The 15,261-nt window shown below is 60.5% G+C and carries 9 protein-coding genes and 1 tRNA gene; 6 read left to right on the top strand and 4 right to left on the bottom strand.

Translation table 11 applies throughout. The features are described from left to right. The first annotated feature begins 56 nt into the window (after positions 1–56). Together trmL and rep are read left to right on the top strand one after the other, a co-directional pair. A complete protein-coding gene (gene trmL, locus OP498_RS03365; RefSeq protein WP_280552542.1) occupies positions 57–605 on the top strand; it encodes a tRNA (uridine(34)/cytosine(34)/5-carboxymethylaminomethyluridine(34)-2'-O)-methyltransferase TrmL in 549 nt (182 codons plus the stop codon). Next, a complete protein-coding gene (rep, locus tag OP498_RS03360) occupies positions 605–2,653 on the top strand; it encodes a DNA helicase Rep (protein ID WP_280552539.1) in 2,049 nt (682 codons plus the stop codon). The genes trmL and rep overlap by 1 nt, the downstream gene beginning before the upstream one ends. A gap of 143 nt (positions 2,654–2,796) precedes the next feature. On the opposite strand, the gene OP498_RS03355 is transcribed toward rep, so the two are convergent. Further along, entirely contained in the window at positions 2,797–3,609 is an 813-nt protein-coding gene (locus tag OP498_RS03355) for a c-type cytochrome (RefSeq protein ID WP_280552535.1), read from the bottom strand. A gap of 285 nt (positions 3,610–3,894) precedes the next feature. Here OP498_RS03355 and OP498_RS03350 point away from each other — a divergent pair. After that, positions 3,895–3,971, top strand: a tRNA-Arg gene (locus tag OP498_RS03350). A gap of 152 nt (positions 3,972–4,123) precedes the next feature. Here OP498_RS03350 and OP498_RS03345 read toward each other — a convergent pair. Beyond that, positions 4,124–5,182, bottom strand: coding sequence for a calcium/sodium antiporter (locus tag OP498_RS03345; RefSeq protein WP_280552533.1), 1,059 nt, complete (start codon positions 5,180–5,182; stop codon positions 4,124–4,126). A 215-nt stretch (positions 5,183–5,397) separates the two neighbouring features. On the opposite strand from OP498_RS03345, the gene OP498_RS03340 reads away from it, so the two are divergent. Beyond that, on the top strand, positions 5,398–5,772 hold the full coding sequence (locus OP498_RS03340) for a histone-like nucleoid-structuring protein, MvaT/MvaU family (RefSeq protein ID WP_280552531.1): 375 nt from the start codon (positions 5,398–5,400) through the stop codon (positions 5,770–5,772). Between the two features lie 331 nt (positions 5,773–6,103). Here OP498_RS03340 and OP498_RS03335 read toward each other — a convergent pair whose 3' ends face one another. Continuing rightward, the gene (locus OP498_RS03335) at positions 6,104–8,191 is read right to left on the bottom strand and encodes a diguanylate cyclase (protein ID WP_280552529.1); all 2,088 of its coding nucleotides are present in this window, start codon (positions 8,189–8,191) and stop codon (positions 6,104–6,106) included. Positions 8,192–8,705: 514 nt separating this feature from the next. On the opposite strand from OP498_RS03335, the gene OP498_RS03330 reads away from it, so the two are divergent. Together OP498_RS03330 and OP498_RS03325 are read left to right on the top strand one after the other, a co-directional pair. Beyond that, on the top strand, positions 8,706–11,279 hold the full coding sequence (locus OP498_RS03330) for an EAL domain-containing protein (RefSeq protein WP_280552527.1): 2,574 nt from the start codon (positions 8,706–8,708) through the stop codon (positions 11,277–11,279). 410 nt (positions 11,280–11,689) lie between these two features. Further along, complete coding sequence (locus tag OP498_RS03325; protein WP_348533472.1) at positions 11,690–13,384, top strand: HD domain-containing phosphohydrolase; 1,695 nt, start codon at positions 11,690–11,692, stop codon at positions 13,382–13,384. Positions 13,385–14,197: 813 nt separating this feature from the next. Here OP498_RS03325 and OP498_RS03320 read toward each other — a convergent pair. Further along, the gene (locus tag OP498_RS03320; protein WP_280552523.1) at positions 14,198–15,196 is read right to left on the bottom strand and encodes a tetratricopeptide repeat protein; all 999 of its coding nucleotides are present in this window, start codon (positions 15,194–15,196) and stop codon (positions 14,198–14,200) included. Positions 15,197–15,261: the final 65 nt, after the last annotated feature.

Genomic DNA, 15,261 nt, shown 5'->3' with positions numbered 1-15,261 from the left:
TCGGGCCCCGTGCGGGGCCCGAGTGCGTTGCGCGCCCTTCATATCAGGAGTCGTTGATGCTCGATGTGGTGCTCTACCAGCCCGAGATTCCCCCCAACACCGGCAACCTGATCCGCCTCTGCGCGAACACCGGGTTCCGCCTGCACCTGATCGAGCCGCTGGGCTTCGTGCTGGACGACAAGCGCCTGCGGCGCGCCGGGCTCGACTACCACGAGTGGGCGCGAGTCAGGGTCCATGCCGACTGGGCGGCCTTCCTGGCGGCCGTGCTTCCTGCGCGGGTCTTCGCCGTCTCGACCCGCGGGCGCACCGGCTATGATGCACCGGCCTATCGCGAAGGGGATGCCCTGGTGTTCGGCCCCGAGACCCGTGGCCTGCCTCAGGCGCTGCTCGATGCCCTGCCCGAACCCCGGCGGCTGCGCATTCCCATGCTGGCGGAGAGCCGCAGCCTGAACCTCTCCAACGCCTGTGCGGTGGTGGTCTTTGAAGCCTGGCGCCAGCTGGGCTTCGTGGGGTCCGGCCTCCCGGGGGCCGGCCTTCCGGGGTCCGGCCTCCCGGGGTCCGGCTTGCCGGAACGCGACGACCCCGAGCCTGCGAGGAGCCGCTGATGTCACCGACCATCGCCAGCCGGCTCGCCGGCCTCAATCCCCGCCAGCAACAGGCCGTGCGCTACATCGACGGCCCCTGCCTGGTGCTGGCCGGGGCGGGCTCCGGCAAGACCAGCGTGATCACCACCAAGATCGCCTATCTGGTGCAGGAGTGCGGCATGAGCGCCCGGCGCATCGCCGCAGTGACCTTCACCAACAAGGCCGCCCGGGAGATGAAGGAGCGCGTGGGCAGCATGCTCAAGGGCAAGGAGGGGCACGGGCTGACCGTCTCCACCTTCCATACCCTGGGGCTCAACATCATCCGCAGTGAGCTCAAGGCGCTGGGCTACCGGCCGGGCTTCTCGCTGTTCGACCCGGAGGATGCCAAGGCGCTGCTGCGCGACCTGATGAACAAGGACGCCCAGGTCGACGCCGATCAGATCAACGCCGTGCAGCACCAGATCTCCCAGTGGAAGAATGACCTGATCCTGCCCGGCCAGGCCCTCTCCCATGCCGCGGACGACGACGAGCAGTATGCCGCCCGGGTCTTCGAGGCCTACGTGCGCCACCTCAAGGCCTACAACGCCGTGGACTTCGACGACCTGATCCTGCTGCCGGTGGTGCTGTTGCGCGACGATCCCGAGGCGCTGGCCCGCTGGCGCCGCAAGATCCACTACATGCTGGTGGACGAATACCAGGACACCAACATCAGCCAGTACCTGCTGGTGAAGCTGCTGATGGGCGAGCGGTCGACCTTCACCGTGGTCGGCGACGACGACCAGTCGATCTACGCCTGGCGGGGTGCGCGCCCCGAGAACCTGGTGACCCTGGGCGAGGACTTCCCGCGCCTCAAGGTGATCAAGCTGGAGCAGAACTACCGCTCCACCGGCACCATCCTGCGCGCCGCCAACACGCTGATCGCCAATAACCCTCACGTCTACGACAAGACCCTGTGGTCGCAGATGGGCGAAGGAGCGGCGATCCGCGCGGTGGTCAACCGCCACGAGGAGGCCGAGGCCGAGCGCGTGGCCAGCGAGATCCTCACCCGGCGCATCAAGGAATCCGCCGAGTGGCGCGACTTCGCGGTGCTCTACCGCGGCAACTTCCAGGCCCGGCTGCTGGAACTCAAGCTGCAGCACTACCAGATCCCCTACAAGCTCTCCGGCGGCACCTCCTTCTTCTCGCGCAACGAGATCAAGGACGCCATGGCCTACCTGCGGTTGCTGATCAACCCGGCCGACGACAACGCCTTCCTGCGCATCGTCAATGTGCCGCGCCGCGAGATCGGTCCCGGTACCCTGGAGAAGCTCGCCAACTACGCAAGCGACAGGAGCATCTCGTTGTTCGCCGCCTGCCACGAGCTGGGCCTGGAGCAGCAACTGCCGGTGCGCGCCGTGGAGCGGCTAGGCAGGTTTACCCACTTCATCGACGGGGTGCGGCGGCGCATGGACCAGGGCGACGCCATCGATGCCATCCGCGGCATGCTGCACGAGATGGACTACGAGGCCTGGCTCTATCAGAACGCCAGCGCCCCGACCATCGCCGAGCGGCGCATGGCCAACGTCTGGGTGCTGGTCGACCAGCTCGAGAAGTCCATGAATCGTGACCCCGAGGACACGGCGAGCACGGAGACCGAGACCGACGACGTCGAGGCGGCCATCTCGCGGCTGGTGCTGCGCGACATCCTCGAGCAGCAGGCCGAGGAGGACGACTCCGACCGGGTCCAGCTGCTGACCATGCACGCCTCCAAGGGCCTGGAGTTCCCTCACGTCTACCTGATGGGCCTGGAGGAGGCGCTGCTGCCCCACCGCAACGCCATCGAGGCGGGCACCGTGGAGGAGGAGCGTCGCCTGGCCTACGTGGGCATCACCCGGGCGCGCCGCACCCTGACCCTGACGCTGGCCCGTCAGCGCAAGACCTATGGCGAGCTGATGGACTGCACGCCCAGCCGCTTCCTCGACGAGCTGGGCGAGCTCGAGTGGGAGGGCCGCGCCGACCGCGAGGACCCGGAGAAAAAGCAGGCACGCGGCCAGGACGCCATCGCCGGGCTGCGCTCCTTGCTGGGATGATCCCGCTGCGGGCTGCGGCGAGGACTTGTGGGAGCGCAGCTTGCTGCGCGATAGGGTCGCTATCTCCGGCTTGAAAGTAGTCGCCATACACAAAGCGGGGCGCCTGAAGGCGCCCCGCTTGTCATGGAAACCGACAGCCGTTGCTACTTGACGGGGGCAATCAGGTGATCGACCGCCGCCTTCACCTCGTCATCGGAGAGGCTCGGGTTACCGCCCTTGGCGGGCATGGCGTTGAAGCCATTGATGGCATGGCTGTAGAGCGTGTCGGTGCTCTGCTCCAGGCGAGCGCTCCACTGCTCGGCATTGCCGCGCACCGGGGCACCGGCAGCGCCGGTCTCGTGGCAGGCCATACAGATCTGGTTGTAGATCGCCGCGCCGTCGATGCCGGCGGTGGCGGCCTCGTCGCTGGCACTCTCGCCACTAGTACTTTCGCTACTGCCACCACCGGCATTCTCGCCATTAGCGGCCATGTCGCCGGTGTCACTGCCACCAGTCTCCTGGGTGGGCACATCCATCACCGGCTTGACCACATAGGCCACCGCGGCACGCATCTCCTCGTCGGAAAGGTTGGGGTTGCCGCCCTTGGCCGGCATGGCGTTGAAGCCGTTGATGGCATGGCTCAGCAGGGTCTCGAAGCCCTTGCCGGTGCGCTCGCTCCAGGCGGCCTCGTCGCCGCGCACCGGGGCGCCGGCGGCGCCAGTCTCGTGGCAGGCCATGCAGACATTGTTGTAGATGCCCTCGCCATCCACGCTGCTGCCTCCACTCGAGGTGTCACCGCCACCGCTGCTGGCTGCCATGGCGGTGCCACAGTCCTCGCCCTGCACGCAGAGCTCCCCGACGGGTGCCAGGCGCTCTGCGATGGCCGCGCGCTCCGCGTCGTCCTGTGCCACGGCGATACCTGCAGTCATCAGGCCCAGGGTGGCCAGACACCCCATGATCAGCTTGCTGGATTTCACTCTCACCACCTCTCGACGGTCCTGTCATCGGAAACACGCTCGGCATCACGTCAGTCGGTGGACGCCATGGCGCATAAGTGCTTGCCAGTATACCGGCATCGCCAACGCCTGGAAAATGTCCCGGTTCATACCATGGCCGGGGGCGAGCGGGATGGCCGCCAGGAGCCTGTCGGGTTTGACCGACCGGTTCTCGCAGTAGATCAGCGTTAAGTCCGACAGTCTCCTAGACAGCGGCTGGGCTGGCGGTTACGATGTCGACCGCCTGGCACCCACCGCCAGGCACGTGCGCCCGTAGCTCAGCTGGATAGAGTATCGGCCTCCGAAGCCGAGGGTCGCAGGTTCGAATCCTGCCGGGCGCGCCACGAATTCAAGGACTTACGGTGATGCCGTAGGTCCTTTTTTGTGCCTGTGACCATCCTGTGACCACGCTGTGACCACCTTTCACTGGAGCCCACCCATATGCGGCTTTGCTGATTGACCGTTGGCCCTGAACGGTCACAGCTTTGGTCACAGATCATGGCCGCCTTCTTCTACGATGATCCTGCATCGCCAGCATGACCAGTGTCAGCGCCGTCAGGGGCAGGGCGAAATAGATCAGGCTGGCGCTGAAAGCCTGCAGAGCGTCATGCTGAGTAGCCGCCAGGATCAGGTAGAGGGTGTAGGCCAGATAGTAGGCCAGCAGCACGCCACCTTCCCAGCGGTTGATCACCCCGCCAGTGAAGCAGATCGGCAGGCAGGCCAGGGCAACGACGATCATCACCGGGATATCGAACCCCAGCATGGCGTCGGAAACGGCGATGCCCGAGGGGGCTAGCAAGCCCGTGAGCCCCAGCACGCCGAGGATATTGAAGACGTTGCTGCCCACCACGTTGCCCACGGCAATATCCCGCTCGCCGCGCAGCGCGGCGATGATCGAGGTCACCACCTCGGGCAGCGAGGTGCCGGCGGCGATGATGGTCAGGCCGATCACCTGCTCACTGATGCCCAGCGACTGGGCGAAGCTCACCGCTCCGTCCACCAGCCAGCGCGAGCCCAGCACCAGCATGGCCAGGCCTCCCCCCACGTAGAGCAGGTTGATGCCCAGGGAGGCGGGGGCCGATTCGCCGTCCGGCGCCGCCTCCGCCGAGGGCGCCTTGGCGTTCTGGAGAAACAGGAACACCAGGTAGGCGCCCAGACCAGCGACCAGCAGCCCACCGTCGAGGCGCCCGACGCTACCGTTCATGGCCAGCAGTAGCACGGCCAGGGACAGCCCCACCATCAACGGGATGTCGAAACGGATCAGCTGCTGCGCCACCGCCAGCGGGACGATCAGCGCCGAGACGCCCAGGATGAATAGCACGTTGAAGATGTTGCTGCCCACCACGTTGCCCATGGCGATGCCCGCCTGGTCATCGAGGGCCGCCTTGAGGCTCACGGCCAGCTCCGGCGAGCTGGTGCCGAAGGCCACCACCGTCAGGCCGATGATCAGTGGCGACATGCCGTCGCGGGTGGCTAGCCGCGAAGCGCCCCTCACTAGCCCCTCTGCACCGAGGATCAGCAGCATCAGACCGGCTACGAATACCAGCAATGTCATGCCTCCTCCCCCGACATTCCCAATTCTGGCCATGGGACCAGTATTACCAAGACATGAACTAATGGCACCTCTGGTCAGCACAGAATGGCACGCTCGCCATGTGTTCAAAAAGAAATTAATTATATTTATGGATTGTTAGGCGAGATAATCAATTGAATATTTCTGACGACTGTCCCATATTACACGCGCCACTCATAGCAACGTCAGGAGCCGCAATGTCCCTACTCAATACGTACGTGGAAAAAGAACAGCAGCTCAAGCAGCTTCAGGAGGAGCTGGATAAGCTGAAGAATGACGACCGGATGAAAGCTGAGCTGGACTTCAAGAACCACCTTGAAGCCCTGATGCGGGAGTTCGACAAGTCGGCAGCCGACGTCATCAGTCTGCTCAACCCGACGCCTACTGCCAACAAGACCTCAAACAGCACAAAAAGCACAGGCCGTGCCAAGCGCAAGCTGAAGATCTACAAGAACCCGAACACGGGTGAGGTTGTCGAGACCCGTGGCGGTAACCAGAAGACGCTGAAAGCGTGGAAAGAAGAATTCGGTGCCGATACCGTAGAGAGCTGGCTGGTAAGAACAGAAGATTAAAGTATGCAATCCTGCCTACCAGATATTAGGTGGGCAGGGCAGCTTTTGCCGGCCAAGATCGGACGATTCAGCCGGATTCATCAGCTCAGCACGGTTGGTGCACCTTTCATAAACAATCCTTGTTTTTCTTTACATAAAGAATCCAGTCTGGAAGACATGGCACCAGGGCTGCAAAACGACAACAAAAGAAGGGCCATTATCCTGTTCTTTCATAATCGAAGTGACGGCCATGACGGTACATTGAACGAGTGGTCATACCAAGGGTCACCGATCCGTTGATGGATGACCGTTTGCATGCATGAATGCTGGACGGGGTTTGTCATGATTCGAATCAAGGGGGAGGCGATGTGATACTCGCCGCTTCGGCTATCACCCGGTTACGGCCACTTTCCTTGGCCCGGTACATCGCCTGGTCGGCTCGGGCGATCAAGGTTTTCAGGCTTTCGCCGGGGCGCCAGGCAGCCACGCCAATGCTGATGGTCACGCTGCCCAGATTGCCCAGGTCTAGTGCCGCGGTGCTCTGCCTGAGCCGTTCGGCGAGATGCATGCCGCCGACCGCGTCGCAGTCACTGACCAGCACGATGAACTCCTCGCCGCCCCAGCGGCCCAGGTTGTCGGTGGGGCGCAGGATGCCCTGCAGGACACTGCATAGCGCCACCAACACCTCATCGCCGGCCTCATGCCCGTGGGTATCGTTGAAGCACTTGAAGTGATCGATATCGAACAGCAGCACGGCGAAGGGACGGTTGTGACGTTCGGCGGCATTGAGCTCAGCGTCGATCGCCTGCTCCATGCGGTAGCGGTTCCAGGTGCCGGTCAGGCCGTCACTGTAGGCCAGGCTCTTGAGCTTGCGGTTGGCATGATGAAGCTTTTCGTTGAGCTGGGCGATCTCATGGCTGGAAGTCAAGACGGCCAGGGTCTTGGCGAGGTCCCCGAAGGCACGGCACTCTATGTCGCGCCAGGCCCGGCTAACCCCCCTGACTTCATCCTGCCACTGGGCAAAGGACCTGCGTGGCGTCAGAACCAGCTTGCCATCCCGCATCATGGGGGTATCCTCGGGCTTACCAGCCCAGCGCCTGCTGTGTCGCTGTTCGCGGCGAAACAGCATCAGCCAATGGTTCGACTCGGTCGGCAGCGCTACGGCGAGCAAGCCGCAGAGATCGCCCTCCTGCCATGGCGCCAGGGGGGTCGTTGCCAATGCCTGGGTATGCCAGGGAGTGTCGTGCTGCTGGTGGCGGCTCAGCCAACCGGCCATGGCGACCAGATTCTCCTCGCCGGGCAGGGTTCCCAGGCCACAGCTCTCTTCCCCGGTGACGAGGGCAATGCCTGCGGCATCCAGTAGCTCAAGCCATTGCGCACCATGACGCTGGATCATGCCCTCCGGCCCGAGAGGGCGTCCCATCTCATCGGAGAGAATCTCGTTGCTGTCGTGGATATCGTGAAGCAGGCGGGTGTCAGCTTGAGTGCGCAATACCCTCAGCTGTGACATGGCGATCTGTACCAGGACGCACAGTGCATCACGCAGGTCGGCCTCCAGTGGCCTGGGTTCCAGGCCATGACAGGCCAGAAGGCCCCAGAGCTTCTCCCCCTCGTGCATGGCTATCGACAGCGAAGCACCGACGCCCATGTTGGTGAGGTACTCCTGGTGAATCGGTGCGACGGCGCGCAGCACCCCTTGTGACATATCCAGTGGCGCTGCCTCGCCAGGGACATCGTGCGGCACCAGAGGAATCGCCGGAGCCGAAGCGTCGGGAATGCTGCGCACCCTGTTCATGTCATAGAGTCGGCGTACTTGGGCGGGAATGTCACTGGCCGGGAAGTAGTGATCGAGAAAGCTCTCCGCCGCGGCCAGACGGGTCTCGGCGACCACCTGGCCGTTCCACTGCTCATCGAAACGATAGACCATCACCCGCTCGTGGCCGGTGAGCTCCTGTACCCACTGTGTCAGGGCATCGAGGAGAGTATCGGCGTCGTCGATTTGCCTCACTTCGGCCAGCCAGTCGTTTACCTTGTCCAGCAGGCGATGCCCCTCCGGGCACATCTGGTCTTCCAGCTCCACGACGAAAGCGTCGTCGCCACTGGGATAGGCCACCACATGATAGCGGCGTCGTTCTCCCTGCACCTCGCGCTGGGCGGTGAGAACGGTGGCTGATTTGTCCTGCTTCACTAGTTCTGTGGCCAGGAGATCCATCAACTCATCGCCCAGTACCATCCTGGCCTCGCCGGACAGTGCATCCGCCACGCTGACACCCAGGAAATTCTCGATATTGGCGCTCACCTGGCGAATCTGGCTCATGTCAGAGTCCAGGCTTACCAGACAGCCCATCGGCTGGATAGCGCCAGGGATATGCACTGGTTCACGGGCACAGGCTTCGAGTGCAGCGGCGATTTCCGCATCACTGTAATGGGTGCTGGGCATGCGCTAGCTCCAGAGAGTGGAATCAGGGGGGGACCAGGGTGGCGAAACATCGGGGCTCTGGCTGAATCTGGAAAGGGGCTATCGTGCCATGCTGGTAGCGGCGGCCTCTTCCTACCGAGCGGACTTCTCAATCAGTTTCACGGGGATGTCGTACATGCCCCCTGGAACGTCCGTCGCGCGGTCCATATCCTAGCGAAATGAGCACGGAAGAAGATGATGCCACAAGAGCGCCCGGAGAGGCCCCAGGAGCCGAGAAAGGCGATAATACCCAATTGACGTTAGATTAGGAAAAAATACGATCATTTTATTTATATGTGCTTCAAGCATGACGGCCACGCTAGGGCTTGATAGTAAAGCCGCTCTTTCATTGATGATTCATTGGTCGTCAAGCAGTTGGGAGCTATTCATTGACTGCCGATAGCTCGCTTGCCTACCCTGCTTGGATTGTTCAGTATTCGCTGGACTTATCGGCCTCCTAACAACTACAAGGAGGAAGACCAAAGGAGGCATTTGCGTGACCGACGACCTCACCCTGCTGGAGGCGCAGCAGGACATCCATGAACTGATCGCTCAACAGGCACCGCTCGAAGGAACGCTTGACGCCATCGCCCGCTGGATCGGCATTCAACTGCCTGGCGCTATCGTGGCCTTCATGCGCTTCGATTCAGCACGCTGCACTCTCAGTCTGTCCCCCAGCCAACGCTTCTCGCGGGCCTATTACGAGCGGCTTCAGGATGTCCCCATCGGGGAGGGGATGGCGTCCTTCGGCGAGGCTGCCTATCGGCGCCGGCAGGTCATCACGGAAGACATCCAGACGGACCGGCGCTGGGAGGCGTTTCGCTGCGAGGCGCTTGTCGAAGGGTTGCACGCTTGCTGGTCCAGCCCCGTGCTCACCTCCCAGGGGGAGCTTCTGGGAACGTTCGGCACCTACTACCGCGAACCCACCGCCCCCAGCGAGATGAGCCGGCGACGGCTTCACCAAGCCGCTGCCCTGATCGCTCTGGCGGTAATCAAGGACCGCGACAGCCGCCACCATCGTACGCTGGCTGAGTGGCACCGCTCGCTGTTTGTGAATCATCCTGACGGGGTTTACGAGTTTGACCTGGAAGGCCGTTTCCAGCGGGGCAACGCCGCCCGAGAGAGCATCACTGGCCACTCGGAAGAGGAACTAGTGGGTCGTCACTTCAACGAGTTCGTCCATCCCGACTATCGTGATTTGACTCAGGAAGCCTTCGATGCCGCCAAGAATGGTGCGTCGCGCCATTACGAAACTGTCGGCATTCATGCCGACGGCCACCCCTACCACGTCGAAATCACCAACTTCCCGGTCACCGTCGAAGATGAGATCGTCGGGGTCTATGGCATCTGCCGCGACATCACCGAACGCAAACGTCAGGAGTCCGCTCTTCGCCTGTTGCAACGGGGCATCGAAGCCAGTCCCAATGGCGTGCTGATGGCGGATGCCACCCGGAGCGATATGCCGCTCGTCTATGCCAACGAGGCGTTCTGCCGGCTGACAGGCTACGAGCCGGACGAGGTGCTAGGTCGGAACTGTCGCTTCTTGCAGGGGGAGAAGACCGACCCTACGGCCATCGCGACGTTGCGCCATGCTCTGAAAGCGCAGACCAATGCTCAGGTCACGCTGCTCAATTACCGCAAGGACGGCACGCCTTTCTGGAATCACCTGACAATCAGTCCTGTCACTGACGAGGCTGGTCACTGCACCCACTTCATCGGCATCCAGGAGGACATCACCCGCGAGCGCCGCCAAGAGGCCAAGATCGCTTACCAGGCCACCCACGACCTGCTTACCGGCCTGCCCAATCGCACGGCCCTGGATGACCGTCTCGAGCAGGACTACCGGTGGAGCCAACAGGACCGGCGCCTCTTGGCGGTGATGCACCTCGACCTGGACGGCTTCAAGACCATCAATGATGGCCTGGGGTACCGGGTCGGCAACCAGTTGCTAGTCGCCATCGTCGCGCGTCTGCGTCAGCTGCTCGGTCCCTCCGACACCCTGACTCGACTCACCGGAGACGAGTTCGCCTTCTTGATGCCGGATCTGGAAAACCGTGAAGAGGTGGCCACAGCGGCCGAGCGCGTCCTCGCCGCCTTCGAACATTCGTTCGAGGTCGACGGCCAGGCTCTGCACATCAGTACCAGCATCGGCATCGCCTGCAGCGATGAAGTGGTCCAGCACCCCCTCGAGCTGTTGCAGCATGCTGGCCTGGCCGTGGAGGTAGCGAAACGCCAGGGGCGTAACACCTGGCAGTGGTACCAAGGGGAGGGTAGGCAAGACACTGGCGAGCACGTGCTGCTGCGCCATGATCTCCACACCGCCCTGCGCGAGCACCAGTTCGAGCTCTACTACCAGCCCATTGTCGATGCCGTCAGTGGGCACATTCGTAGCCTCGAGGCTCTCGTCCGCTGGCACCACCCCACACAGGGCGTGGTGTCGCCTGGTGTCTTCATCCCGATCGCCGAACAGACCGGGCAGATCATCCCCCTCGGTCGCTGGGTGCTGCGGCAGGCCTGCCAGCATCTTGCCACCATGCGGGCCAAGGGAGAGCGAGTGTTCCCTGTCGCAGTCAATATCTCGTCGCTGCAGTTCCGCCGTGACGGCTTCCTCGAGGAGGTGCAGGCCATCCTGGACGAGACAGGGCTCCCCCCCGAGCTCCTCGAGCTGGAGATGACCGAAAGCATCCTGCTGGGCGGCGCCGAGCAGGCGATCGAGATGATCGACACCCTTCGCGGGATGAGCATCACGGTCGCCATCGACGACTTCGGCACCGGCTTCTCCAGCCTCAGCTACCTGCGCGACCTGCCGATACACAAGATCAAGCTGGATCGTGCCTTTATCCGTGACGTCCTCACCAGCCGCAGCAATGCCGCTATCGTCCAGGGCATCATCACCATGGCGCATCACATGGACCTAGTGGTGGTAGCGGAGGGTATCGAGGAGCGCGCGCAGCAAGAGGATCTGGTGAAAAGGGAATGCGACCTGCTGCAAGGCTATCTCTTTGCCAAGCCGATGCCGTGGGATGCGCTCATGAAGCTGCCTGACCGGCTGCCCGCCACCGAAGCGTGATGCTTGCTACCTGCACAAAGAGATCCCCCCTGATCTCGGAGCTCGAGACCAGGGGGGAGGCAGGGTCTTACAAGGATGCGCCTCTTGGCTAGAGGCGGGCTACTACCCAACCACGCACAGGGAGGAACGGCGGATGGGGTTTGCACTTATGCATGTTGCCGTCTCCCGGGACCTGAATCCAGCCCTCTGGAGGGCCGATAAGCGGACGTTCCCAGGCTGTATTCTCCGTCTCACTCGCTGACCCTATGGGCAAGGAGCCACATCAGCATGGTTGCCCTGCTAACAAAGAGGTATATAGTCAACTTCTATAGAACAGATATGTCTCGTTGATATATCAATAAATACGACTATCGCATGCGCAGGCACTCAACATGGCCCTCCCCGCCCTGTACGAAAACCCTTCAGCGGCCGTGATTCGGTCGCTGCTCCAGCACACTCATGAGATCTCCCTGTATGCCAAGAGCATGGCCTACCCGCTCAAGGCCGTGGTCCACGAGCTCGATCTCAGCAGTGGCCGCCTGGTGCTGGAAGTGGAGTATACCGGCCAGGATATCGAGCGGTATCTGACCGACGGCGGCGTCAGCTTCGATCTGGAGGCCCTGAAGGGCAACCAGGTCATGGAGCGTGATACCTACAGCCTTAGCAACGTCGCCGCCAAGCTGCTCAAGACCGACAGCACGCTCTATCGCCTGGAGTGCCAGCTACCGGAATCGGTGTTCGTCGCCGAGCAGCGCGGGGCCATCCGTATCCCCTTTGTCCTTGGCATGCAGGCTCGTGTCAGTCTCGAAGTCTACCTGCACGAGCTGAATGTGCCGGGACGGCTGCGCAACCTCTCGGTGGGGGGCTGCATGGTCGACATCGACCTGGCGGAAAGCATTTCCATCGGAGTGGACCAGGAGATCCCAGGGGTCACCATCGAGTTTCCCAACGGGGACAGCTTCTTCGCCGAGGGCAAGATCCGTCATATCCGTCCCTTCGGCAATAATGGCTACGCCGCGGTAGGTATCCAGTTCATCAACATGGGTACGTCCCAGACCGAGGCCCTGTTCCACTACGTGAGTGAGTCAGAGCGCGAGGCCGCCTATCGCACCGGGGCCAACGATAAGCTCGACTACCATGCTCCTCTGTTCATTCCCGGAGCCAAGGAGAAGAAGATCCAGCAGCGCGAAGCTCAGGAGCGCGAGAAACGTGCCCGCCAGTCGCCCATGGAGCGTGGTGTCACGGACGTGGCGCATCAGCTCCAGGTGGGACTGATGTACATGAAAACCCGTGACCTCTTCCCCGAAGAAATCTTCTACGACTGCGTCGACACCCTGCGCTATTTGGTGGAACAGGACCGCAAGGCGTTTCTCTATGCGCAGGCCTTCCTGCGTGACGAGCCGGACTGGGTGCGTCATGCAACACAGGTGGCCGGTCAGCTGGCCGACATGTTGCTGGCCCGTGATCCACATGACCCGCACGTGCGGGAAGCCGTGTTAGGTGCGCTACTGCACACCATGGGCAAGCCGCTACTGATCAGCGCGCAGCTGCCGTCGCTCAAGGTCAACATAAATCCGGTGCAGAAAGACATACTTAAGGGCCATGTGATCGCGCTACAGCACAAGCTGCAGGCACTTGGCTGGACGCCTAACCCCACCTGCCGCGACATCATCGAGAATGCCAATGAGCGCCTGGATGGGACCGGCTACCCGGCTGGCAAGCGGGGTGATCAGCTTTCGGAACGAGTGCGCCTGGTATCGGTGATCAAGGCGGTCAACAAGCTGATGCACGTCCGTAACGGTATCCCACCACGCACACCGCTGGATGCCTACCGCATGATCCATGAGGCCGCCACGGCATACGACAAGACGGTGCTGGTGGAGTACATCCAGGCCTACGGGCTCTACCCGATCGGCAGCCTGGCCAAGTTCTCGGGAGGCTTCCTCGCTTGGGTGATGGAGATCGACGGCAAGGGCATGCCCACCCAGGTGAAGGTGATCAAGAACCTGCGTTTTCCTGAAACCAACATCAGCAGTGAGCTTGGCAGTGGCGACTTCGCACAGATCGGCAAGCTGGAGGACATCGTCAATCCGGCCGACTACGGCGTGAAGGTCATCAAGATCTAGCAGAGAAGAAGGCCCCTGGTGACGGGACGACGCCAGGGGCAAGCAAGAATATCAGGGATGCGCCTCTTGGCCAGAGGCGCAGTGCCAATGCTACGCAAGTGCAAGCTTGCTTAACATTAGCAGCCTCAAATAATGCCCTAATTGCCGCCTCAGGGCCATCCTTCAATAGGTCAAAAAACAGACAAAAAATATACCTTTTCTTGGCATAGAAAAATTTACGCCATTTCTTTACGCAAAACCACCCCTCCTAGAGGGGCGGACGGCATGCGTAAAGAAAACGACCATATGGTGCGCAGCAGCTATCGGCCAGAAGCTGACATTTGAAAATCTCTAATATGAAAACTTGCCGTAAACGGCCTCTATTCGTTCGCTGGCTAGGCATCTGATACCCACTCAGCCCTCATAACTACAAGCCGAGTGGGATTGCACTTATTGCTTCCCTAGTTTTTACATCCGTTCTTGTCGCAAGTTATTCGTTGAGAGGATGAAACCCAATGACCAGCATTCTCCCGCGTATTAAATCCGCAACCAGTAGTACCACCTTTGGTTCCCTTATGAACCACCCCTGTAGGTGTGTGCTTGACAGCCATAGCCAACCTCTTTTTTAAAACCAGTCATCCAAGGGATGAACAATTTATAAGAATGATTAAGCGTACAGACATCATCCCTACCGGGCTACGCACATTTAATCAGTCCTTTCAAGTTCAGGGTAGTAGAAATATCTCTTTTCGGCCAGAAGCGCACATTTAGGATATGCTGACTTAACGCTTGCAGCAGGGGCGCGACGACAGGAGCGTCCCTTGCCTGCATTTGTTAGGAGTTTCTATTATTGAGCCTTTTCCTGATCGCATTAGCATTACGCTTCACACCGATTTTTGGGTTGATGTCTAGAGCGGCATCGAATGCTTCGAGCGCCTCTTCATCTTTTCCAAGCCGCTCATTAGCTAAACCTTTTACCTTCAAAGCCATGGCCTTCCAATGATCATGCGCCTCAGCTCCGGACGCCAGTGCTTTTAAGCTAGCCCTAAGGGCCTCTTCCACCAACTCCTGGCTGGACTGATCCGACTTGACGATTTCCTCGGATGCAAACAAACAAACTTCGTACCTATCGCTACGCAAGCGCGCTAAATCGAGGGCTTGTGGGTCCAATAGGGAGCCTTCTGAGTTGTAAAAGAATGTTCCAACACCCTTCAACACTACGCCAAATTTAGAATCATCTTCATCAAACTCATATGCCTTGGCCCAGCCAGTACAAGGGTTTATAGAGAAAAGCTCATGCCCGTCATTTACACGGAATCCAATTAGTAAGTTGCCATCACTTCCGGACTTGGCATTCGCAGTTTGGCAAACAGCCAATAGGCCATTATTTGAAATGACGCTGTTCATGATATTTGCTGATAGCTTCTTCTTAACAAGCGCATCACCCAAGCATGAAAATACATAGAATGTTCCAGACAGGTCACTGCCAAAATGCCAGTCTTCAATTGAAAAGCTTCCATTGTTTGCTACGTTCGCGGAGTTTGGCCTCTCCAAGCAGCCTTGCAGAACCAGCTTCTTCTCAACAGAATTGTAAAGGACATATTTCCCATGCCCACTCTGACGATGCCCTCCAGCACTCCCTTCTGGGTTGCTATCGCTCCAGCCTACAATCCACTCTCCCGAGGGGGACTTTCTGAACTTACCGAAGAAATCTATGGATGAAATTCTGATAAAATTATCCATGAACGTAACGTCCTCGCCAGACTCACTGCCACGAGAACTAATTTCTCCTGCCTTTCTCTTGGAACCGAAAATCAGATCCAGCAATCCCATTTCTTTACTCCTAACGCCTCGCTCACCGGTAAATTAAGCGCGCAGCGAGTAATTTATCCGCGTTC

The organism is Halomonas sp. 25-S5, from assembly GCF_029889845.1.
Lineage (GTDB): Bacteria > Pseudomonadota > Gammaproteobacteria > Pseudomonadales > Halomonadaceae > Halomonas.
Note: the sequence above shows the minus strand (reverse complement) of the source record. Positions and strands in the feature narration are given on the sequence as shown.

Excerpts from the sequence above, each read along its gene's own strand:
- trmL (WP_280552542.1), top strand. The coding sequence starts at position 57 with ATGCTCGATGTGGTGCTCTACCAGCCCGAGATTCCCCCCAACACCGGC.
- rep (WP_280552539.1), top strand. The coding sequence starts at position 605 with ATGTCACCGACCATCGCCAGCCGGCTCGCCGGCCTCAATCCCCGCCAG.
- OP498_RS03345 (WP_280552533.1), bottom strand. The coding sequence starts at position 5,182 with ATGACATTGCTGGTATTCGTAGCCGGTCTGATGCTGCTGATCCTCGGT.
- OP498_RS03340 (WP_280552531.1), top strand. The coding sequence starts at position 5,398 with ATGTCCCTACTCAATACGTACGTGGAAAAAGAACAGCAGCTCAAGCAG.
- OP498_RS03335 (WP_280552529.1), bottom strand. The coding sequence starts at position 8,191 with ATGCCCAGCACCCATTACAGTGATGCGGAAATCGCCGCTGCACTCGAA.
- OP498_RS03320 (WP_280552523.1), bottom strand. The coding sequence starts at position 15,196 with ATGGGATTGCTGGATCTGATTTTCGGTTCCAAGAGAAAGGCAGGAGAA.